Raw genomic sequence first — 19,973 nt, forward strand, 5'->3', positions numbered from 1 at the left:
ACACTCCGGGGCTTGCGGTCGAATTCAACGGATGGAGCAGACATCCACATTGTCGCTCCGAATCCCGTTACAGCGCTTTGCTGACGCTGATATCGCTGATGACGTCTTCGCCCTGGCCATGAATCGCGTCCAGCGCGGCTCTGGCTTCTGCTTCGGTGCCGTTTTCAAGCTGGGCAAATTCGAAACGGCGCTCGCCATTGAGTTTGTATTTGATGACGTACTTGGTCGTTTGGGCCACGGTCATACCTGCTTATGTTCGAGTTGGGTGCCGCTCAGCTCAGTTTCGTGGTGGAGCGGCGGATGATCTTGATCGAGTGAGTCAGGGTCGGTTTGCGGGTCACGCTGATCGGCCGACGGTTGACGGTGTCGATGGTAATGTTCCAGAAACCGGTACTCGGTGCAGTAATGCGGGCCGGGAAGGTGTCGAACGCACCGCCATGGTAAGTGTGACGGCCGCCATTCTTGAAGCTGCGGAAGTTGGCGTCGTTCATCAAGCGGATGTTGCACATTTGGGAGCACTGGATGACGACGATGTCGTCTTCATTGAGGTGCTCGCGCTGGTGGATAAATTTCATGAGGCGCCTCCAGAAGGGCTTTTTCTACAAAATCAAAACGATAGCATGGGCGATTGGCGCAGTTTATCAGCCCGAACAGGTTATTATCCGGTCGTCGGGGTCCGCTTTGACAATTAAAAACAGTTATTCGGAATTCCATTAGCGATAAAAGCAGTGAGCCTCGGAGAAAACCAGCATTTGTGCTGTCGGAGGGTCTTTATTGGAGGTTTTGTATGAAGTGGGGTGCATGGGTCTTGCCGTTTGCATTGGCGATAAGTGGTTGTGCAAGTGTCTCGGAAATCAACGAGTCGCTGCCCACCATGAACGTGATTTCCGGCAAGAAGCCCAATGAATACGCGCAGTGCCTGACCGAGAAACTGGCCAGCAGTCGCGGTGCCCTGCAAGTCGAGCCGCAGGAGAAAGAAGGCGTGCGGGTCATCGTGCCGCAGAAGTTCTCCTCGGGCCCGGCGGCCGTATTCGATATTGAAGAGCGTTCCAGCGGCAGCAGCATCAAGCTGCATGAACGCATTTCCAACGTGCCATTGCGCCCGATGGATGTGCGCAATGCCGCCACCGCGTGTATCTCCGGCTGATAAACTAGCGACAGTCAGCACCGATGCCGCCAAAGCACGCTTTGGCGGCATTGTCATTTCTGGAGTCGAGCATGAAGCGAGAGCAGGTACGGGAGCAGCATGCAGAGGGTCACATCTCTGCTACCCATGTGATTCAGAATCCGGCGGACCCCGGGGAATGGATCGTGTTTTTCAAGAAAAGCGGCGGGCGCAGTTATTTTCTCGTGGATGACAACGATGAAGTCGAGTCCTTCGGTCGCCTTGACGACCTGATCGAGACCGTGCGCGGTCTCGGGATCAAATTCGCTGAAATTCACATGTAGGGCACAAGCGCCTTACTTGCAGACCACCACGACGCTGCGGTTTTTGTAATTGCCGACATCGACGCCCAGGGTCTTGTCACTTTCCTTGGGTGAAGGAGTACCGTCAGTGCCAACGATCCGATAGCCGGTGCCGGCGCAGGAGGCTTCGGCTTTTTCATAGCAGGTGGCCCAGGAATTGGCTTCACCCGAGCAGTCGATGCTCAGGCCTTGCTCGCCGTTGTTCAGGTAGGTGGTTTCGGAAGTTGCGCAGCCGCTCAGGGCCAATACCGCAATCAGGGGCAAGAATTTAGTCATGTTGTGGTCGTCGTCAGAATAATAGGGCTAAGCCTGTGACAGCGCCGGAATCAAAAGGTTATAGCGAAAGGCCACTTCGTCGCCGGCAATCGCAAAAAAGCCCTGCACGAGGCAGGGCTTGGTCAGGCAAATTCGCTTTAGATCAGGACTTGTCCTTGCCGCGACGTTTTGGGGCGGGGTGTTCGAGCTCCAATACGGATGCCACTTCAATCGCCAACGCTTCGGTCGGGAATGGCCCGGCGATATTCTCGCCGCTGACGCTGTCTACCCACCATTGGCCGTCTTTCGCCTGATTGATCAGGAACCCGTTGACACTTTTTGCTACCGACATCTATCTGCCTCGTTGGCTGGTTCAATTGCGCAATGATAGCGCCAATTGCACTCAGCAGGTGCTGATGGGCGTATGGTGGTGCGAATCTGCGGGCGGCAGATTCGTCGGCGCCGCTCGGAATTTCTGCTATCAATAAAGGCTCTGGAGCGAACTGCGGAACTATCCGCGAGAATATTTCTCTATGATGGCATCGGTTAGCCAGTGCGGGGCATTGTAAGGTGCACGCCGCCTGATTAGACTGCGCCGAAACTCGTACACACAGCCCTTTCAAGGACTTATATGATCAAGAAATGCTTGTTCCCAGCAGCCGGTTACGGTACTCGCTTCCTGCCAGCGACTAAAGCCATGCCCAAAGAAATGCTGCCGGTGGTAAACAAGCCACTGATCCAGTACGGCGTCGAAGAAGCTCTGGACGCCGGTTTGACCGAAATCTCCATCGTCACCGGCCGCGGCAAGCGCGCTCTGGAAGACCACTTCGACATCAGCTACGAGCTGGAAAATCAGATCAAGGGTACTGACAAGGAAAAATACCTGGTCGGCATCCGCAAGCTGCTGGACGAGTGCTCGTTCTCCTACACCCGTCAAACCGAAATGAAAGGCCTTGGCCACGCGATCCTGACTGGCCGCCCGCTGATCGGTGACGAGCCGTTCGCCGTGGTACTGGCGGACGACTTGTGCGTCAACCTCGAAGGCGACGGCGTACTGACCCAGATGGTCAAGCTGTACGAGCAGTATCGCTGCACCATCGTCGCGATCCAGGAAGTGGATCCGCAGGAAACCAACAAGTATGGCGTGATCGCTGGCGAGTTGATCGCTGATGACCTGTACCGCGTTCGTAACATGGTCGAAAAACCGGCGCCGGAAGACGCTCCGTCGAACCTGGCGATCATCGGTCGTTACATCCTGACTCCGGACATTTTCGAGCTGATCAAGCAAACCGAGCCAGGCAAAGGTGGTGAGATCCAGATCACCGACGCCCTGATGAAGCAGGCGAAGAACGGTTGCGTGATTGCCTATAAGTTCAAGGGCCAGCGTTTCGACTGCGGTGGCGCTGAAGGCTACATCGAAGCGACCAACTTCTGCTTCGAGAACTTCTACAAGACGGGCAAGGCTTACTGATAGCGTTTGACCTCCTTGTAATGAAAAGCCACCTTCGGGTGGCTTTTTCATTTTCCGGCCCCATATCGTTTGCAGCGCTTGCCCAACGGACGTCTGCGGGTATGCTGTTTGCCTGCCGAGGAGATTGAAAATGGCCTACGATTTTGACCTTTATGTGATTGGTGCCGGTTCCGGCGGTGTGCGGGCTGCACGATTTGCGGCCGGGTTTGGCGCGAAAGTGGCGGTGGCCGAGAGCCGCTACCTGGGTGGCACCTGTGTGAACGTCGGTTGCGTGCCGAAGAAATTGTTGGTCTACGGCGCGCACTTCGCCGAAGACTTCGAGCAGTCTTCGGGTTTTGGCTGGACCCCGGGCGAGGCGAAGTTCGATTGGGCGACGCTGATCGCCAATAAGGATCGCGAGATCAATCGCCTGAACGGCATCTATCGCAACCTGCTGGTGAACAGCGGTGTGACCCTGCATGAAGGCCACGCCAAAATCGTCGACCCCAATACCGTCGAGATCAATGGTGAGCGCTTCACCGCCAAGAACATCCTGATTGCTACCGGCGGCTGGCCGCAGATCCCGGAGATTCCGGGGCACGAGCATGCGATCAGTTCCAACCAGGCGTTCTTCCTCAAAGAGTTGCCAAAACGCGTGCTGGTCGTGGGCGGTGGCTACATCGCCGTCGAGTTCGCCGGGATCTTCCACGGTCTGGGCGCCGAGACCACGTTGTTGTATCGCGGCGACCTGTTCCTGCGCGGCTTTGACGTCGCGGTACGCAAGCACTTGCAGGAAGAGCTGACCAAGCGTGGCATGGACCTGCAATTCAATGCCGACATCGAGCGCATTGAAAAACTGACCGATGGCAGTCTGAAAGTGACGCTCAAGGACGGTCGCCAGTTGGAAGCCGATTGCGTGTTCTACGCCACCGGCCGCCGCCCGATGCTGGACAACCTCGGGCTGGAAAACACCGGCGTCAAACTCGACAAGAAAGGTTTCGTCGAGGTCGATGAGCAATACCAGACCGCCGAGCCGTCGATCCTGGCCCTTGGCGATGTGATTGGTCGGGTCCAGCTCACCCCGGTTGCACTGGCCGAAGGCATGGCCGTGGCGCGACGCTTGTTCAAGCCTGAGCAATATCGTCCGGTGGATTACAAGATGATCCCGACCGCAGTGTTCAGCTTGCCGAACATCGGCACCGTTGGCCTGACCGAAGAAGAGGCTCGCGAAGCCGGCCACGACGTGGTGATCTACGAAAGCCGTTTCCGCCCGATGAAGCTGACCCTGACGGAATGCCAGGAGCGCACGCTGATGAAGCTCGTGGTGGACGGCAAGACCGACAAGGTGCTCGGCTGTCACATGGTCGGGCCGGATGCCGGCGAGATCGTGCAAGGGCTGGCAATCGCCTTGAAGGCGGGCGCCACCAAGCGCGACTTCGACGAAACCATCGGCGTGCACCCGACCGCCGCCGAAGAGTTCGTCACCATGCGTACGCCGGTCGCAGGTTAATCGGCCTTGGCCGCGTCTGGCGCTGTCGCAACGACAGCCGCCAGGCGCACGCTTTCATCGAGGCTCGCCTGAGTCTTCAGTAATTCAATTTCCAGTGCTTTGTTTATCTGCGACTGCTCCTCGACGTTCTGCTTCAGCGACTGGCTTTCCAGCAGGGCTGCGCGCAGGCGTTCCTGGAGGAGGGTGCGTTCGCTGTCGATGCGGTTGACCTGTTCCAGCAGTTGATCCTGGCGGGTATGGGTCTGCTTGAGCTGTTCCTGCAGCAGGCTGAGTTCCCGTAGCGTGCCACGGTTTTCAGTCAGTAAACGTTCGTTGTCACGGTGCAGCTGGGTGATTTCATCCTGGCGGACAAGGGCGCTTTGCTGGGCCTGACGCAACTCCATCTGAATCTGCTGCACCTGACCTTCGTGGCGTCGTTGCTCCTGTTCGCGCTGCTCTTTGACGGCATTGCGATAGTGTTCCAGCGCATCGCGGGCGTGCAGGTGCTTTTCCTCAAGAGAGCGGATCTGCTCGTCCTTGTCCTGCAAGCGTAATTCGAAGTCGGCCAGCGCCTGGTTCAGCCCGGCGTTGCGGGTTTGCTCGGTCTGCAGCATGGAAAGAGTGTTTTGCAGGGTGTCGGATTCCTGCGTCAGCGCCAGGGTTTGAAGCTCGTACTGCTGCTGTAATTCGCTGTTGGCTTCTTGCGCATCGGCCAGCTGGATTTCCAGGTCTTTTCGTTGTTGCTCGAACTGCGCACGAGCCTGATCGATGGGCTCCTGTGCCTGCTCCTTGAGGCGTTGAGCGAGGCGCGAGACCAGCCCTGTCAGTTCGTCATCGATGGGTTCGGAGGACGTTGCGACGGGTTCGACACCGTCGTCCAGTTCCTTCAAATACCGGTGGATGGTGGTTTTGGAACCCGTGTTGCCCATTTCGATGCGTACCGCGTCGATGCTCGGGTGTTCGCCGCGGGCGAGGATAGCCAGGCGCGCCGTTTGAACCACTGCTTTGTTTATGCCGCCACGAGCCATGTGTTCTCCTACGATTTCGTACTGTGGTACATACCACTAAAGCGCGCAGTGTACCACGCATACTTGAAATGGAAAAAATGTAAGTTATTGATACGGGATATACTGGTATTACCCAATGTGATGCGCTTTGAAACGGCCCTGGCGCCAAGAAAGCCGTACGACTTCGAGGCATGAGCCCATGACCGAGCTGGATCGATACCTGCAAGCTGCCACGCGTGACAACACCCGCCGTAGCTATCGAGCGGCCATCGAGCATTTCGAAGTGGGTTGGGGCGGTTTCCTGCCGGCCACTGCTGACAGCGTCGCGCGCTATCTGGTGACGTACGCCGGGGAGTTGTCGATCAACACGTTGAAGCTGCGCTTGTCAGCGCTCGCGCAGTGGCACAACAGTCAGGGTTTTGCCGATCCCACCAAGGCGCCCGTTGTGCGCAAGGTATTCAAAGGCATTCGCGCGCTGCACCCGGCGCAGGAGAAACAAGCCGAACCATTGCAGCTTCAACATCTGGAGCAAGTGGTTGCCTGGCTGGAGCAGGAAGCACAAACCGCGAAATCACAAAACGATCGACCGACCCTGTTAAGAGCCCGGCGCGATTTGGCTCTGATCCTGTTGGGCTTCTGGCGCGGTTTCCGTAGCGACGAGTTGTGTCGCGTCCAGATCGAACACGTGCAGGCCAGCGCGGGTTCCGGCATCACCCTGTATTTGCCGCGGAGCAAGAGCGACCGCGAAAACCTCGGCAAGACCTACCAGACGCCGGCATTGCAACGTCTGTGTCCGGTGCAGGCGTACATCGCCTGGATCACCGAAGCGGCGCTGGTGCGAGGGCCGGTGTTCCGTGGCATCGATCGCTGGGGGCATCTGAGCGAGGAGGGTTTGCACGCCAACAGCGTCATTCCGTTGTTGCGCCAGGCGTTGGAGCGCGCTGGTATCCCGGCCGAGCAGTACACCAGTCACTCCCTGCGACGCGGCTTCGCCACTTGGGCGCACCAAAGTGGTTGGGACTTGAAATCCTTGATGAGCTACGTGGGCTGGAAGGACATGAAGTCGGCGATGCGCTACGTGGAAGCCAATCCGTTTCTCGGGATGAACCGGATTTCTGAAAAGCCGTTGGCGCCGTAGATATCGTTTTCTTCTATTAATACTGCTGGCTAATAGCGAAAACCCATCAGCAGCATCAAGTTTGCCAATGAGCCATCCGTCCATCGAGTGGGTAGAGTTCACTCCATCAACTTCTTAACCCCTGACGGAGAGTCAACGATGCCTATCATCAACAGCCAAGTTAAACCGTTCAAAGCTACCGCCTACAAAAATGGCGACTTCGTACAAGTGTCGGACGCTGACCTGAAAGGCAAGTGGTCTGTCGTGTTCTTTTACCCAGCTGACTTCACCTTCGTTTGCCCGACCGAACTGGAAGACCTGGCTGACAACTACGACGCGTTCCAGAAACTGGGCGTCGAAATCTACAGCGTTTCCACTGACACCCACTTTGCCCACGCTGCCTGGCACAACACTTCGCCAGCCATCGGCAAAATCCAGTACACCATGATTGGTGACCCGACCCACGCTATCTCCCGCAACTTCGACGTGCTGATCGAAGAAGCCGGTCTGGCTGACCGTGGCACCTTCGTGATCAACCCTGAAGGCCAGATCAAAATCGTTGAACTGAACGATGGCGGCGTTGGCCGTGACGCTTCCGAGCTGCTGCGCAAAATCAAGGCTGCCCAGTACGTCGCTGCTCACCCAGGCCAGGTTTGCCCTGCCAAGTGGAAAGAAGGCGAGGCCACTCTGGCTCCGTCCCTGGACCTGGTCGGCAAGATCTAAGTCTGTGACGCGCTTCATCAGGGCGGAACTCCGCACCTACTAAGTAAGCTGCACCGCCCTATAAAACGCCCGGGCGAGATTCGCTCGGGCGTTTTTTTTCGAACTCGTTTCTTTACCAAACAGCATGGAAATCGCCCGTATGTTGGACGCCAATCTTAAAGCCCAGTTGAAATCGTACCTGGAACGGGTCACCCAGCCGATCGAGATCGTTGCATCCCTCGACGACGGTGCGAAATCCCAGGAAATGCTTGAACTGCTGAAAGACGTTGCCAGTCTTTCCACCCAGATTACCTTGCTCGACAACGGTGACGACGCACGCAAGCCATCGTTCTCGATCAACCGCCCCGGTGCCGATATCAGCCTGCGTTTCGCCGGTATCCCGATGGGCCACGAATTTACCTCGTTGGTGCTGGCCTTGCTGCAAGTCGGTGGTCACCCTTCGAAAGCCAGCGCGGAAGTGATTGAGCAGATCCGTTCGCTCAAAGGTGAGTTCAGCTTCGAGACTTACTTCTCGCTGTCCTGCCAGAACTGCCCGGACGTGGTCCAGGCGCTGAACCTGATGGCGGTACTGAACCCGAACATTCGCCACGTCGCTATCGACGGTGCGTTGTTCCAGGCCGAAGTCGATGATCGCAAGATCATGGCCGTGCCAAGCATTTACCTGAACGGTGAGATTTTCGGTCAGGGTCGTATGGGCCTGGAAGAAATCCTCGCCAAGATCGACACCAGCGGTGCCGAACGCCAAGCCGAGAAAATCAGCGCCAAAGAAGCCTTTGACGTGCTGGTGGTCGGTGGTGGCCCGGCCGGTGCTGCGGCAGCGATCTACGCCGCCCGTAAAGGCATTCGCACTGGCGTGGCGGCTGAACGTTTTGGTGGGCAGGTGCTCGACACCATGGCCATCGAAAACTTCATCTCCGTGCAGGAAACCGAAGGGCCGAAACTGGCCAGCGCGCTCGAAGAACACGTCAAGCAGTACGACGTCGACATCATGAACCTGCAGCGGGCCACCGCGCTGATCCCGGCGAAGAATCCTGGCGAGTTGCACGAAGTTCGCTTCGAAAGCGGCGCCACCCTGAAAACCAAAGCGCTGATCCTCGCCACTGGCGCGCGCTGGCGTGAAATGGGCGTGCCAGGAGAGCAGGAATATAAAGCCAAAGGCGTGTGTTTCTGCCCGCACTGTGACGGCCCGCTGTTCAAAGGCAAGCGCGTAGCGGTGATCGGCGGCGGTAACTCCGGCGTTGAAGCAGCGATCGATCTGGCCGGTATTGTCAGCCACGTCACGCTGCTGGAGTTTGACAGCAAGCTGCGCGCCGACGCCGTGCTGCAACGCAAGTTGTTCAGCCTCCCGAACGTCAATGTGATCACCAGCGCATTGACCAGTGAAGTGAAGGGCGACGGCCAGAAAGTCACCGGCCTGGTCTACAAAGACCGCGATTCGGGCGAGTTCAACACGGTCAACCTCGAAGGCATCTTCGTGCAGATCGGTTTGCTGCCGAACACCGACTGGCTCAAAGGGACCGTCGAGTTGTCGCCGCGTGGCGAGATCATCGTCGATGCGCGTGGCGAGACATCGCTGCCAGGTGTGTTTGCTGCCGGTGACGTGACGACCGTGCCGTACAAGCAGATCGTGATTGCAGTGGGCGAGGGCGCCAAGGCTTCCCTGAGTGCCTTCGATCACCTGATCCGGACTTCCGCGCCGGCATAAAGCCGCACGCTGAAAACACAAAACCCCATGAGTGATCATGGGGTTTTTTGTGTCTTGCGCATTCCAAAATGTGGGAGCGAGCAAGCCCGCTCTCACATTAGATCTGTGTTGAATATTACAGCGGCGCAGGCTGGATGATCTCGACCCAGTAGGCATCCGGGTCCTTGATGAACGCCAGGCTCTTCATGCGGCCGTCGTTCAGGCGCTTCTGGAAATCGCAACCCAGCGCTTCGAAGCGCTCGCACGCAGCGACAATGTCCGGCACCGAGATGCAAATGTGGCCGAAGCCGCGTGGGTCGGTGTTGCCATTGTGGTAGGCAAAATCCGCGTCGTTCTCGGTGCCGTGGTTGTGGGTCAGCTCGAGGATGCCGGGGATCGATTTCATCCACTCGGTACGGGCGGCGGCATCGGCCGGGATCTGGTCTTTATCGACCAGTGCCAGGAAATACAGGCTGAACTCGGCTTCCGGGAAGTCGCGTTTTTCCACCAGCGAGAAACCCAGGATACGCGTGTAGAAATCCAGGGACTTGGTGATGTCTTTGACCCGCAGCATGGTGTGGTTGAAGACGAACTTCTGGGTGGCGGTATCAGGTTGGGCGGTGACACCCGGGAACGTGTTCAATTCGTGCAGGCTCATGGGCCCTCCGGACAATAAGTGGGGCTAACGATGGCGACAATGATACGCAAGGGTGCAGGCATCACCAAACCCAAACCGTCGGCTATTGCCTGACAGCGGGACGAGGCTCAGACTTTACGGTTCAATCCGCGAGTGTTTATTGCAATGATTCGATTCTGTAAATCGCTGTTCGTTCTGATGGGGCTGTTGTCAGGCATTACTTGCGCTCATGCAGAGACGCCGATCGTGACTTGGCCAGATGGCTGGGAAGTTGAAGCGATTCCGCAGGATGATGCGAAGCCTCAGGTGTCCCGCCAGCGCGCGGTGAAGAGTGATCAGGGCGGCACGCCGGTGATGGTGATGGAGTTGACCGTGACGCCAGTGGAAAGCGGTCATCAGGTGAATTTGCAAGGCGTATTGCTGGAGATGCGCAAGTCAGTGCAGAAGGATTTCTTCCAGGGTGGCTATCAAAGCGTCTGCAACAAAATCCATCCGGCGACCTTGAGCCGGCTATCGGCACTGGAAACTACCTGCACGATTACCCAAAACGGCCGACACGTGCTGTCGCAAACATTGGTCGCTGCGGTGGATGGCGATAAGGCCTATGTTTTTTCGTACGCGGGGCAAGCCGAGGCTTATAAGGCAAGCCTGGATGAAATAGAGGTTGCTCGTAACAGCTTGAAACTTTAGTTGAAGGTTTGCGCGGTCGTGCATTTCGCAATCTTTAGATACCGAAGGAATTAAGCACAAAGTTAATCTGCAAGTAGCGAGTTGATCGATTCCAATCGTTGCATTTGGACGGCGTCCATGAAAAAAGCCCTGCGCAAGGCAGGGCTTTTTTTGTCACCGCGAGTGCTTAGCCGCGCAGCCAGGAGTCAACGGTGGCAGCACCGTATTGTTCCTTCCAAGCTTTCAGGCCACGGTGGTTGCCGCCCTTGGTTTCAATCAGTTCACCGGTGTGCGGGTTCGAATAAACCTTGACCACGCGAGCGCGGCGGGTTTTAGGCGCAGCGGCCTGTTGCAGGCCGGATTTGGCCGGGTTCGGATCGAGAATGGCGATGATGTCGCGCAGGCTCTTGCCGTAGGTTTTCATCAGCCCCTGGAGCTTTTCTTCGAATTCGATTTCTTTCTTGAGCCCGGCATCGTTCTTCAGGGATTCCAGCTGCTTGAGCTGCTCTTGAAGGGCCTTTTCAGCTGCACGAAATTCAGCGAGTCTGGACAATATCTTTACTCCAATAGTGTGTTTGGCTGATACCAACCGCAAACAAAGCTATAAGCCAAGAGCCTTGAAGCGACTCGGTGATAAATGGCTCGCCTGCCAATCTAGCGCAGGTATGAAAAATTGTAGTAGTTAATGGGCAAAGAGTAAATCCTGACTTTTTCTTCATGTAACAAGAGTAGTCTTTTGATTCAAATCGGTGCGCGGCCTCGTTGTCTTGTCGCATAAAGGCGCTAGTTAATGGTGACTTAATGCATCAATGAAGTCGGCACCGGGCATCGGCCGTCCGAACAGATAACCTTGCAAGAAGTTCACACCATGAGCAGTGAGATAAGCACTTTGCTCCTCGGTTTCCACGCCTTCGGCAACGATGCCCAGATCGAGCTTGGCCGAGAGCTCAATGATGCTGTCCAGAATGTGCCGGGACAGCGCATCGGCACCGATCATGGCGACAAAGCTCTGGTCGATTTTCAGGAAATCCACGTTGAACTGGCGCAAGTAACCCAGGCTTGAGTGACCGGTGCCAAAGTCGTCGATGGCGATCATCACGCCCAGCGCGTGAAGTTGCTCGAACAATTGCAAGGTGATGGCGGTGGGCTCGATCAGTTCGCGCTCGGTCAGCTCCAGCACCAGATGGATGGAGCCCGGCGCAAAAGCACCGAGAAACTCCCGGCAATCCTTGACCAGTTCCAGGTCCTTGCAGTGGCTGGCCGTGATGTTGATGCCGATGTGAAACGGCTCTTCGAACGAGTTGGAGACAGGTGCCAGCAGTTGCGCAGTTTGCTGCATCAGTGAGCGGGTCATCGGCACGATCAGGCCTGAGTGCTCGGCAAACGGAATGAACAGGTCAGGGCGCACCAGGCCTTCCTTCGGATGATTCCAGCGCATCAAAACCTCGGTGCCGGACCATTTCTTGTTCGTGCCATGCACCACTGGCTGAAAATACGGAACGAATTCCGCCGCCTCCAGTGCACGCTGCAGTTCATGACTGGGTGACGACGAGCGCTTTTGCAAAACATGTCCAATCAGGCCGGACACGGCGCCAAAAAAGATCAGCAAGCTGAACAGCGGCGGATACTCGCTGCTCATGTAACGCCAGGTCTCACCCTCGGGAAAACCCGCCGCGACGGTGAAGGCATAACGCGAGGACATCATTTTGCTGTCGGCGACGGGCAGGGTGGGCAGGGCGCCTTCGTGAACCTTGCCGTCAGCCGACAACCAGTCTGGGCCGACTTGCAGCAACAGTACTGTCTTGCGACCAATCAGGCGCAGCACGTTGCTCAAGTGATAACCGTCCAGCGTGGTCAATGCACCCTGTTGTCCTTCGCTGAGCCGGTACACCAACAACGCGGTATTGGGCGTGACCGGGTTGCCGTTCATGAGCCATAACTTGCCTTGGGTGTAGTCTCCGGCGTTGACCTTTTCCTGATAGTCACCAAACAACGAACTGCAATAGAGGTTGTCGGCCCACACCAGATTCGTCGAACGCACGAACGGACGGCGGGTGACCTGTTCGCGCAAGGCCAGTTTGACGTTGTTGCAGGATTGGCCGGCCAGCGGCAACAACTCGCGCGCGGCCTGGGCGGTGTTGTCGAGCATCAGCTCGAATTGACGGATGGCTTCTTCGGCGGTCAGTTGGGTGCTTTGCGAAAGTGCACGTTCGGCCTGCCAGTAAAGAATGAAGAACCCCAGCAGTATTGGGAGCAAACCGCTCAATACCGTCACGACAATTCGGGTGCCGCGTTTTCGGCGGGTTTTTACAGTCAATGGCATTCGCGAAACCTGTATCGATGAAATAGGGCTCTCAAATGCTGGCAGGACAACGGAATGCCTCCCAAAAAGAGTTCGGTCAGAGGCCATGATAGTTGGCGTTCAACGCTTATGCCGCTCAACGGTATTCCAGATGGGAGGCGAGTTTGATAAAGGCCAGCGTTGCCGGTGAAGACTGACGACGGTCGAGCACCGCCAAGCCCACCTGGCGCGCGACCGCTGGCGACAGCGGTTTTTTTACGTAGCGGCCGTCGTACTCGTCTGGCAGTGAACCTTCGGCGACCACCGTCACGGCATCACCCCGGCCAACGGTGTCCAGCGTGCTTAGCAGTTGCGAGCAGCGGTAGCGAATGTTCGGCGTCAGGTGCGCCGCGCTGAACATCCGCGAAACCAGCTCCGAAGAGCCGGCCTCGGTCAGCACGAATGGGTCGTCGCACAAATCGCCCAGGCTCACGCTGTCGCGAACTGCCAGCGGATGATCGACGGGCAACAACGCGACCATTTGGTCCTCGATCAGTGCGACGGTGTCGAATCGCTCCTGCGGCAACACCACAAAGCCGATGTCGATACGCCGCTCTTCCAGCCACTGGATCACCTGCCGGTCGGGACCTTCATCTATATGGACCTCGATGCCAGGGTGAGCCGCACGGTACTGCTGCAGGATCATCGGTAGCAACTTGATCGACGAGGTCGGGCCGAACGAGCCGATGCGCAGCGTGCCGCGTTTCATCCCGCGGGCATCGGCCGCTTCCTGGCGCAACGTGTTGGCCAACCCGAGCATCGCCCGGGCGCGCAGCAATAGTTGTTGGCCGATGTCGCTGAGTTCGACCTGGGATTGATGTCGACGAAGCAATTCGACACCCAACTCCTGCTCCAGCGACTTGAGTGCGTGAGACACCGCCGATTGCGAAATCCCCAGACGATGGGCCGCCGCCGTGAAGCCGTGAAGCTCGGCCACCAGCGAAAAGATCTCCAGTTGGGTAAGGGTCATGAGTGTTTACTCATTTTACGATGATCAAGTATTAGCGGAATGATACGTCATCTGCTCGACTTCTCAATCCGGGGACTTATGACTGCGTATGAACAAAGGGTGTCGGAAACTTCCGACGTGGGGGTGTATTTCAAGCTCGCTGCCGTCACCATGATCTGGGGCGGGACCTTCGTTGCCGGGCGTTTTCTCGCTGACAGCCTCAGCCCATTGTTCGCCGCCAGCCTGAGATTTTTGCTGGCGAGCGGGGCGCTGCTGCTGTTTTTGCTGGTGGCCCGCGTGCCGCTGGCGCGCCCCAGCCCCCGGCAATGGCTGCAACTGTCGCTGCTGGGGTTCTTCGGCATCTTCTTCTACAACCTGTGCTTCTTTTATGGCCTGCATTACATCAATGCCTCCAGGGCGTCATTGATCGTGGCGCTGAACCCGGCGGTCATCGGATTGGTCTCGTGGTTGCTGTTCAAGGAGCGTTTGAGTCGGGTGAAGGTCGTCGGCATAGCGATTTGCATTGTCGGGGCGAGCCTGGTGATCGTCAGCCGCAACCCGCAGTTGCTGGCCGGCAATGCCAATGCGTGGATCGGCGATCTGCTGATTTTCGGCTGCGTTCTGAGCTGGGGGATTTATTCGCTGTGCGCCAAAGACCTGAACCAGACCTTGGGGCCGATGCAAACCGTGACGTATTCGATCCTGCTCGGCACGGTGATGCTCTGGGTCGCGAGCACCGTCAGGGGCGAGGTGAGCATTGCGGCGTTGCTCGACCTGGGGGCGCAGCAATGGTTGAGCCTGATGTACCTGGGCGTTTTGGGCTCGGCACTGGCGTACATCGGCTATTACGATGGCATCCGCAAAATCGGCGCGACCCGTTCCGGTGTGTTCATCGCGCTGAACCCGCTGACCGCGGTCATCCTCGGCGCGTTGCTGTTGGGCGAGCAACTGACCCTGGCGATGTGTCTGGGCGGCGGGTTGATCCTGGCGGGGATTTTCCTGTGCAACAAACCCCTTGCGCGAGCAGGGAAAAAGGGGATTTGATACAGAAGACGGACAAATCTGTTTACGCTGTGTAGAATCCGGTTACGCATATAAGAATAATCGTCTTCTGGCAGCAGAAGCCTCGCCCGTATCAGCCTTGGGTCGACAATGAAAAGTTTCGGGTTTCAATTGATCTACGGTGACTTCCTCGCGCGCAGCGTGCGGGGCATCTCCTGCGCGCCACCCGCCGGCTTCAGCATTCTTAGCAACTAACGTTACGTTAATTCTAAAAAATGATGAGGCGCCAAAATGGCAGATTTATACGAAAACCCAATGGGCCTGATGGGCTTTGAATTCATCGAATTCGCATCGCCAACCCCGAACACGCTGGAGCCGATCTTCGAGATCATGGGCTTCACCAAAGTGGCGACCCACCGGTCCAAAGACGTGCACCTGTATCGCCAGGGCGCGATCAACCTGATCCTCAACAACGAACCCAACAGCGTTGCTTCGTACTTCGCGGCCGAGCACGGCCCGTCGGTGTGCGGCATGGCGTTCCGGGTCAAGGATTCGCAACAGGCCTACAAGCGCGCCTTGGAAATCGGCGCCCAGCCGATTCATATCGAAACTGGCCCGATGGAGCTGAACCTGCCAGCAATCAAAGGCATCGGCGGCGCGCCGCTGTACCTGATCGACCGTTTTGGTGAAGGCAGCTCGATCTACGACATCGACTTCGTGTTCATCGAAGGCGTTGATCGCAACCCGGTTGGCGCTGGCCTGAAGATCATCGACCACCTGACCCACAACGTGTATCGCGGTCGCATGGCGTACTGGGCGAACTTCTACGAGAAGCTGTTCAACTTCCGGGAAATCCGCTACTTCGACATCAAGGGCGAATACACCGGCCTGACCTCCAAGGCGATGACCGCGCCGGACGGCATGATCCGCATCCCGTTGAACGAAGAGTCGTCCAAGGGTGCCGGTCAGATTGAAGAGTTCCTGATGCAGTTCAACGGCGAGGGTATCCAGCACGTTGCCTTCCTCAGCGATGACCTGATCAAGACCTGGGATCACCTGAAAAGCATCGGCATGCGCTTCATGACCGCGCCACCGGAAACCTATTACGAAATGCTCGAAGGCCGTTTGCCGAACCACGGCGAGCCGGTTGATCAACTGCAAGCGCGGGGCATTCTGCTGGACGGTTCGTCCGAGTCGGGCGACAAACGTCTACTGTTGCAGATCTTCTCGGAAACCCTGATGGGCCCGGTGTTCTTCGAGTTCATCCAGCGTAAAGGCGACGATGGCTTCGGCGAGGGCAACTTCAAGGCGTTGTTCGAATCGATCGAGCGTGATCAGGTTCGTCGTGGTGTGTTGTCCACCGACTAAGCCGTTACCGCAATAAAACTGTGGGAGCGGGCTTGCTCGCGATAGCGCCAGATCAGTCAACCGAGATGTTGAATGTCAGGCCCTCATCGGGAGCAAGCCCACTCCCACATTTGTTTTGTGTGCGCTTAAGGTTTGCGCTGCCGGACCAAGTGTTTGAACCCTTCGAACACCAACACCAGCACCGCCATCCAGATCGGAATGTAGGTCAGCCATTCCCCCGCCTTGATGCTTTCCCCGAGCAGCAACGCGACGCCCAGCAACAGCACTGGTTCGACGTAGCTCAACAACCCGAACAGGCTGAACGGCAGCAGCCGACTGGCGATGATGTAGATCACCAGCGCAGAGGCACTGATCACGCCGAGGATCGGGATCAGCAGCGACAGCCACGGATGCTGGTCAAACACACTGAAACCTTGTTCGCCCGTCTGCACGAACCAAAAGGCCACGGGCAGCGTGAGTGCCATGTCCAGCCATAAGCCGCCCAGATTGTCTGCCGTCAGACGCTTGCGAAGGATGAAATAGGTCGGATAGCCGACGCACACCAGCAAGGTTGCCCAGGAAAAACCACCGACCTGGTACACCTCGTTGATCACACCGAGGCAAGCGAAAAACACCGCGATTTTTTGCAGGTAGGAGAGGCGTTCGCCATAAGCGAGCCGTCCGGTCAGGACCATGGTCAATGGCAACAGGAAATAGCCCAGCGACACATCGAGGCTGTAGCCGTTGAGCGGTGCCCACATGAACAGCCAGAGCTGCACGCCGAGCAAGGCAGAAGAGGCGATCAGGCCGGCGATCAGTTTCGGCTGGGCGGCGGCTCGCCGGACAATCTCGACCACGCGCTTCCATTCCCCGGACACCACCATGAACACGGTCATGCACGGCACCGTCAGCAGCATTCGCCAGCCGAAAATTTCCACACCGCTCAACGGGGTGAGCAGTGAGGTGTAGTAATACATGACGGCAAACAGCACCGAGGCCGAAACCGATAGAGCGATACCTTTAGACAAGCTGTCCTCGCGAAGTTGAAGGTGAAACGGGGGGCGGAGGATACGTGGTTTTACGGTCGAATATTGACTAACTGATCAACACCGACCCCTTGTGGGAGCGAGACCGGCTTGCCGGCGAAAGCGGTCTGTCATCCAATATCAATGTTGAATTAAAACCGCTATCGCGAGCAGGCTCGCTCCCACAATGGATCTGAGTCGAAGCATAGCCATTGGATCGACACAAACCCCCTGTGGGAGCGAGCCTGCTCGCGAAAGATCTCAAGGGTTGCGGGGTTTACGGCCGGACACGAAATGACTCACATCATTAAACCCCGGCGTAGACGCATGCCCCGGTGTCACCAGCGCGTCGATAAACGCTTCATCCTCAGCCGTGATCTTCACCGCCTGCGCCTTAGTGTAGGCGTCCCATTGTTCTTCGGTGCGCGGCCCGACAATGGCGGAGGTGACGGCGCTGTTGTTCAGCACCCAGGCAATCGCGAACTCGACGATGCCCACGCCACGACCTTGCGTGTACTGCTGGATCTGCTGGGCGATGCGCAGGGATTCCACCCGCCATTCTGTTTCAAGAATGCGTTTGTCGGCGCGGCCGGCTCGGCTGTTGGCATCCGGTTTCACGTCCGGCGCATATTTGCCACTGAGCACCCCGCGCGCCAGCGGGCTGTAAGGCACCACGCCCAAACCGTAGTTCTGCGCGGCGGTGATCTGTTCGGTTTCGGCCTGGCGGTTGACGATGTTGTACAACGGCTGGCTGATGACGGGGCGGTCAACACCCAGTTTGTCGGCGATGCGGATCACCTCGGCGATCCGCCAACCACGGTAATTCGACAAGCCCCAATAGCGGATTTTGCCTTGGCGAATCAGGTCGCCGATGGCCGACACCGTGACGTCCAGCGGCGTGTTGTGGTCTTCGCGGTGCAGGTAATAGATGTCGACGTAGTCGGTGCCGAGGCGCGTCAGGCTGGCATCGATGCCATTGAATAGGTGCTTGCGGCTCAGGCCGCTGCGGTTCGGCACGCCGTCCACCGGGCCAAAACCGACCTTGGTGGCGAGCACCCATTCGTGGCGGTTACCGGCAATCGCTTCGCCGACGATTTCCTCGGAACGCCCGCCGGTGTAGACGTCGGCGGTGTCGATGAAATTGATGCCCTGGTCCCAGGCCTTGTCGATGATCCGCAGGGAATCTTCGGTGCTGGTCTGTTCGCCGAACATCATGGTGCCCAGGGTCAGGGTGGACACCTGCAAACCCGAATGACCCAGCGTGCGGTAGCTCATGACGAATTCCTTTTACCAGTGGGAAAGGCTCAATCAAATACCAGAACTGTGACAGGGAGCAAACGCAAATCTCAAACATCCCCGGAACAAATGTGGGAGCTAGCCTGCTAGCGATGACGGTTTGTCAGCAACGTCAATGCTGACTGACACTCAGCCATCGCTAGCAGGCTAGCTCCCACAGGGGTTTTGCGGTGCTTAGGCGCGCAAGGTGCGCGTCATGCGCAACGCCAGCAGACTACCGCAGACAATCACGCCCGCCAGCAGGTACAGCGCGGCGTCGGTCGAGCCGGTGCTGTCCTTGACCCAGCCCACCAGGTACGGACTGAGGAAGCCCGCCATCTGGCCCATGGAATTGATCAACGCCAGACCACCCGCCGCAGCACCGGCACTGAGTAGCGCGGTCGGCACCGGCCAGAACATCGGCAGGCCGGTGAGGGCGCCCATGGTGGCGATCGTCAGGCCAAGAATCGCAATGGCTGGCGTGGTGGCGAAGTTCACGGCGATCAGCAGGCCGACAGCGCCCATCAGCATCGGCACCACCAAATGCCAGCGACGTTCTTTGCGTAAGTCAGCCGAGCGGCCGACCATCAGCATGAACACCGCCGCCAGCAGGTACGGAATGGCACTCAACCAGCCGATCACCAGGTTATCGCTGAAGCCCAGGTTCTTGATGATCGATGGCAGCCAGAAGTTGATCGCGTAGACGCCGCTCTGAATGCAGAAATAGATCAAACCAAACGCCCAGATCGCCGGGTTCTTGAACACCGCCAGCAATGAGTCGGTGGTGGTTTTCGGTTTGTTGGCGAGGTCTTCGGCGTGGTCGGCTTCCAGCACCGAACGCTCGAACGGCGTGAGCCATTTGGCATTGGCGTAACTGTCGCTGAGCAGGAAGTAGGCGAGGGCGCCGAGGATCACGGTCGGAATGCCTTGCAGCAGGAACATCCACTGCCAGCCGGCCAAACCGCCTTGGCCCGCGGCGAAGTGGTTGAGGATCCAGCCGGAAAACGGGCTGCCAAGCAGGCCGGACACCGGGATCGCCGACATGAACAGCGCCATTATGCGGCCACGGCGGAAGGTCGGGAACCATTGCGAGAGGTAGAGCACCACGCCCGGGAAGAACCCGGCTTCGGCCGCGCCGGTGAACAGGCGCAGGGTGTAGAACTCGGTCGGGGTGGTGACGAACAGCAGGCAGGTCGACAGCGTGCCCCAGACGATCATCATCAGCGCGATCCAGCGGCGCGGGCCGAATCTGGTCAACGCCAGGTTGCTTGGCACGCCGCACAGCACGTAGCCGATAAAGAAGATCCCGGCCCCGAGGCCGTACACGGTTTCGCTGAATTTCAGTGCGTCGAGCATCTGCAGCTTGGCAAATCCAACGTTCACCCGGTCGAGGTAGTTGAACAGGTAGCAGATGAAAATGAAGGGAATCAAACGCAGGGTAATGCGTTTGTAGACGGCATTTTTTTCGTCAACGATGGCCTGGGTAGCGGCGGCGCTCTGTGACATGGCGGGCTCTCTCTTTATTATGATTTTTTG

Annotated in this window: 22 protein-coding genes; 10 read left to right on the forward strand and 12 right to left on the reverse strand. The window is 57.7% G+C overall.

All coding sequences use genetic code 11. The features are described from left to right. Positions 1-67 precede the first annotated feature (67 nt). Both KJF94_RS10150 and KJF94_RS10155 read right to left on the reverse strand, forming a co-directional pair. Positions 68-244 (reverse strand): hypothetical protein, encoded by a 177-nt coding sequence (locus KJF94_RS10150; protein WP_214383041.1) that lies wholly within the window; start codon positions 242-244, stop codon positions 68-70. A 28-nt stretch (positions 245-272) separates the two neighbouring features. Beyond that, positions 273-575 carry a DUF1883 domain-containing protein gene (locus tag KJF94_RS10155; RefSeq protein ID WP_028620033.1) on the reverse strand — a complete coding sequence of 101 codons (303 nt, stop codon included), beginning with the start codon at positions 573-575 and terminating at the stop codon, positions 273-275. 212 nt (positions 576-787) lie between these two features. On the opposite strand from KJF94_RS10155, the gene KJF94_RS10160 reads away from it, so the two are divergent. Both KJF94_RS10160 and KJF94_RS10165 read left to right on the forward strand, forming a co-directional pair. Then, positions 788-1,147 (forward strand): hypothetical protein, encoded by a 360-nt coding sequence (locus tag KJF94_RS10160; RefSeq protein ID WP_214383042.1) that lies wholly within the window; start codon positions 788-790, stop codon positions 1,145-1,147. 71 nt (positions 1,148-1,218) lie between these two features. Then, positions 1,219-1,449: a hypothetical protein gene (locus KJF94_RS10165; protein ID WP_214383043.1), complete on the forward strand. Its 231-nt coding sequence runs from the start codon at positions 1,219-1,221 to the stop codon at positions 1,447-1,449. Between the two features lie 12 nt (positions 1,450-1,461). Here KJF94_RS10165 and KJF94_RS10170 read toward each other — a convergent pair whose 3' ends face one another. Next, positions 1,462-1,743: a hypothetical protein gene (locus KJF94_RS10170; RefSeq protein WP_214383053.1), complete on the reverse strand. Its 282-nt coding sequence runs from the start codon at positions 1,741-1,743 to the stop codon at positions 1,462-1,464. Between the two features lie 142 nt (positions 1,744-1,885). Beyond that, positions 1,886-2,074, reverse strand: coding sequence for a hypothetical protein (locus KJF94_RS10175; RefSeq protein WP_192416220.1), 189 nt, complete (start codon positions 2,072-2,074; stop codon positions 1,886-1,888). A 279-nt stretch (positions 2,075-2,353) separates the two neighbouring features. Here KJF94_RS10175 and galU point away from each other — a divergent pair, with 279 nt between their 5' ends. Continuing rightward, positions 2,354-3,193: a UTP--glucose-1-phosphate uridylyltransferase GalU gene (gene galU / locus KJF94_RS10180; protein ID WP_056739849.1), complete on the forward strand. Its 840-nt coding sequence runs from the start codon at positions 2,354-2,356 to the stop codon at positions 3,191-3,193. A 130-nt stretch (positions 3,194-3,323) separates the two neighbouring features. Then, positions 3,324-4,682 (forward strand): glutathione-disulfide reductase, encoded by a 1,359-nt coding sequence (gene gorA / locus KJF94_RS10185; protein WP_214383055.1) that lies wholly within the window; start codon positions 3,324-3,326, stop codon positions 4,680-4,682. Here gorA and KJF94_RS10190 read toward each other — a convergent pair. After that, a complete protein-coding gene (locus KJF94_RS10190) occupies positions 4,679-5,689 on the reverse strand; it encodes a DNA-binding protein (RefSeq protein ID WP_214383057.1) in 1,011 nt (336 codons plus the stop codon). The genes gorA and KJF94_RS10190 overlap by 4 nt on opposite strands. A 178-nt stretch (positions 5,690-5,867) precedes the next feature. Between KJF94_RS10190 and KJF94_RS10195 the strand changes: the two genes are divergently transcribed. The 3 genes from KJF94_RS10195 (at position 5,868) to ahpF (ending at position 9,213) form a co-directional block, all read left to right on the forward strand. Further along, the gene (locus KJF94_RS10195; protein WP_214383059.1) at positions 5,868-6,806 is read left to right on the forward strand and encodes a site-specific integrase; all 939 of its coding nucleotides are present in this window, start codon (positions 5,868-5,870) and stop codon (positions 6,804-6,806) included. A gap of 138 nt (positions 6,807-6,944) precedes the next feature. Next, positions 6,945-7,508, forward strand: a complete 564-nt coding sequence (gene ahpC / locus KJF94_RS10200) for an alkyl hydroperoxide reductase subunit C (RefSeq protein ID WP_008155117.1) — start codon at positions 6,945-6,947, stop codon at positions 7,506-7,508. A 139-nt stretch (positions 7,509-7,647) separates the two neighbouring features. Beyond that, on the forward strand, positions 7,648-9,213 hold the full coding sequence (gene ahpF, locus KJF94_RS10205; RefSeq protein WP_214383061.1) for an alkyl hydroperoxide reductase subunit F: 1,566 nt from the start codon (positions 7,648-7,650) through the stop codon (positions 9,211-9,213). 115 nt (positions 9,214-9,328) lie between these two features. Here the strand turns inward: ahpF and gloA are convergent, their stop codons facing one another. Further along, on the reverse strand, positions 9,329-9,850 hold the full coding sequence (gene gloA, locus KJF94_RS10210) for a lactoylglutathione lyase (protein ID WP_084323329.1): 522 nt from the start codon (positions 9,848-9,850) through the stop codon (positions 9,329-9,331). 144 nt (positions 9,851-9,994) lie between these two features. Here gloA and KJF94_RS10215 point away from each other — a divergent pair, with 144 nt between their 5' ends. Then, positions 9,995-10,519, forward strand: a complete 525-nt coding sequence (locus tag KJF94_RS10215) for a DUF4946 domain-containing protein (protein WP_214383063.1) — start codon at positions 9,995-9,997, stop codon at positions 10,517-10,519. Between the two features lie 166 nt (positions 10,520-10,685). On the opposite strand, the gene KJF94_RS10220 is transcribed toward KJF94_RS10215, so the two are convergent. From KJF94_RS10220 to KJF94_RS10230, 3 genes are all read right to left on the reverse strand, one after another. Beyond that, positions 10,686-11,051, reverse strand: coding sequence for a histone-like nucleoid-structuring protein, MvaT/MvaU family (locus KJF94_RS10220; protein ID WP_214383065.1), 366 nt, complete (start codon positions 11,049-11,051; stop codon positions 10,686-10,688). Positions 11,052-11,285: 234 nt separating this feature from the next. Further along, positions 11,286-12,821, reverse strand: a complete 1,536-nt coding sequence (locus KJF94_RS10225) for an EAL domain-containing protein (protein ID WP_214383067.1) — start codon at positions 12,819-12,821, stop codon at positions 11,286-11,288. Positions 12,822-12,936: 115 nt separating this feature from the next. After that, positions 12,937-13,809: a LysR family transcriptional regulator gene (locus KJF94_RS10230; RefSeq protein ID WP_214383069.1), complete on the reverse strand. Its 873-nt coding sequence runs from the start codon at positions 13,807-13,809 to the stop codon at positions 12,937-12,939. Positions 13,810-13,887: 78 nt separating this feature from the next. On the opposite strand from KJF94_RS10230, the gene KJF94_RS10235 reads away from it, so the two are divergent. Next, complete coding sequence (locus tag KJF94_RS10235) at positions 13,888-14,832, forward strand: DMT family transporter (protein WP_214383071.1); 945 nt, start codon at positions 13,888-13,890, stop codon at positions 14,830-14,832. Positions 14,833-15,081: 249 nt separating this feature from the next. After that, positions 15,082-16,158, forward strand: coding sequence for a 4-hydroxyphenylpyruvate dioxygenase (gene hppD / locus KJF94_RS10240; RefSeq protein WP_214383073.1), 1,077 nt, complete (start codon positions 15,082-15,084; stop codon positions 16,156-16,158). Between the two features lie 125 nt (positions 16,159-16,283). Here hppD and rarD read toward each other — a convergent pair whose 3' ends face one another. From rarD to KJF94_RS10255, 3 genes are all read right to left on the reverse strand, one after another. After that, positions 16,284-17,165, reverse strand: coding sequence for an EamA family transporter RarD (gene rarD, locus KJF94_RS10245; protein WP_214383075.1), 882 nt, complete (start codon positions 17,163-17,165; stop codon positions 16,284-16,286). A 258-nt stretch (positions 17,166-17,423) separates the two neighbouring features. Continuing rightward, on the reverse strand, positions 17,424-18,437 hold the full coding sequence (locus KJF94_RS10250) for an aldo/keto reductase (RefSeq protein ID WP_214383077.1): 1,014 nt from the start codon (positions 18,435-18,437) through the stop codon (positions 17,424-17,426). Between the two features lie 195 nt (positions 18,438-18,632). Beyond that, positions 18,633-19,943: an MFS transporter gene (locus KJF94_RS10255; RefSeq protein ID WP_150629829.1), complete on the reverse strand. Its 1,311-nt coding sequence runs from the start codon at positions 19,941-19,943 to the stop codon at positions 18,633-18,635. Positions 19,944-19,973 lie beyond the last annotated feature (30 nt).

The organism is Pseudomonas hormoni, from assembly GCF_018502625.1.
GTDB classification, from domain to species: Bacteria; Pseudomonadota; Gammaproteobacteria; order Pseudomonadales; family Pseudomonadaceae; genus Aquipseudomonas; species Aquipseudomonas hormoni.

Excerpts from the sequence above, each read along its gene's own strand:
- hppD (WP_214383073.1), top strand. The coding sequence starts at position 15,082 with ATGGCAGATTTATACGAAAACCCAATGGGCCTGATGGGCTTTGAATTC.
- KJF94_RS10255 (WP_150629829.1), bottom strand. The coding sequence starts at position 19,943 with ATGTCACAGAGCGCCGCCGCTACCCAGGCCATCGTTGACGAAAAAAAT.
- KJF94_RS10155 (WP_028620033.1), bottom strand. The coding sequence starts at position 575 with ATGAAATTTATCCACCAGCGCGAGCACCTCAATGAAGACGACATCGTC.
- KJF94_RS10150 (WP_214383041.1), bottom strand. The coding sequence starts at position 244 with ATGACCGTGGCCCAAACGACCAAGTACGTCATCAAATACAAACTCAAT.
- ahpC (WP_008155117.1), top strand. The coding sequence starts at position 6,945 with ATGCCTATCATCAACAGCCAAGTTAAACCGTTCAAAGCTACCGCCTAC.
- KJF94_RS10170 (WP_214383053.1), bottom strand. The coding sequence starts at position 1,743 with ATGACTAAATTCTTGCCCCTGATTGCGGTATTGGCCCTGAGCGGCTGC.
- KJF94_RS10235 (WP_214383071.1), top strand. The coding sequence starts at position 13,888 with ATGACTGCGTATGAACAAAGGGTGTCGGAAACTTCCGACGTGGGGGTG.
- KJF94_RS10165 (WP_214383043.1), top strand. The coding sequence starts at position 1,219 with ATGAAGCGAGAGCAGGTACGGGAGCAGCATGCAGAGGGTCACATCTCT.
- KJF94_RS10230 (WP_214383069.1), bottom strand. The coding sequence starts at position 13,809 with ATGACCCTTACCCAACTGGAGATCTTTTCGCTGGTGGCCGAGCTTCAC.
- KJF94_RS10160 (WP_214383042.1), top strand. The coding sequence starts at position 788 with ATGAAGTGGGGTGCATGGGTCTTGCCGTTTGCATTGGCGATAAGTGGT.
- galU (WP_056739849.1), top strand. The coding sequence starts at position 2,354 with ATGATCAAGAAATGCTTGTTCCCAGCAGCCGGTTACGGTACTCGCTTC.
- KJF94_RS10215 (WP_214383063.1), top strand. The coding sequence starts at position 9,995 with ATGATTCGATTCTGTAAATCGCTGTTCGTTCTGATGGGGCTGTTGTCA.
- KJF94_RS10190 (WP_214383057.1), bottom strand. The coding sequence starts at position 5,689 with ATGGCTCGTGGCGGCATAAACAAAGCAGTGGTTCAAACGGCGCGCCTG.
- ahpF (WP_214383061.1), top strand. The coding sequence starts at position 7,648 with ATGTTGGACGCCAATCTTAAAGCCCAGTTGAAATCGTACCTGGAACGG.
- KJF94_RS10175 (WP_192416220.1), bottom strand. The coding sequence starts at position 2,074 with ATGTCGGTAGCAAAAAGTGTCAACGGGTTCCTGATCAATCAGGCGAAA.
- KJF94_RS10195 (WP_214383059.1), top strand. The coding sequence starts at position 5,868 with ATGACCGAGCTGGATCGATACCTGCAAGCTGCCACGCGTGACAACACC.
- gorA (WP_214383055.1), top strand. The coding sequence starts at position 3,324 with ATGGCCTACGATTTTGACCTTTATGTGATTGGTGCCGGTTCCGGCGGT.
- gloA (WP_084323329.1), bottom strand. The coding sequence starts at position 9,850 with ATGAGCCTGCACGAATTGAACACGTTCCCGGGTGTCACCGCCCAACCT.
- KJF94_RS10250 (WP_214383077.1), bottom strand. The coding sequence starts at position 18,437 with ATGAGCTACCGCACGCTGGGTCATTCGGGTTTGCAGGTGTCCACCCTG.
- KJF94_RS10225 (WP_214383067.1), bottom strand. The coding sequence starts at position 12,821 with ATGCCATTGACTGTAAAAACCCGCCGAAAACGCGGCACCCGAATTGTC.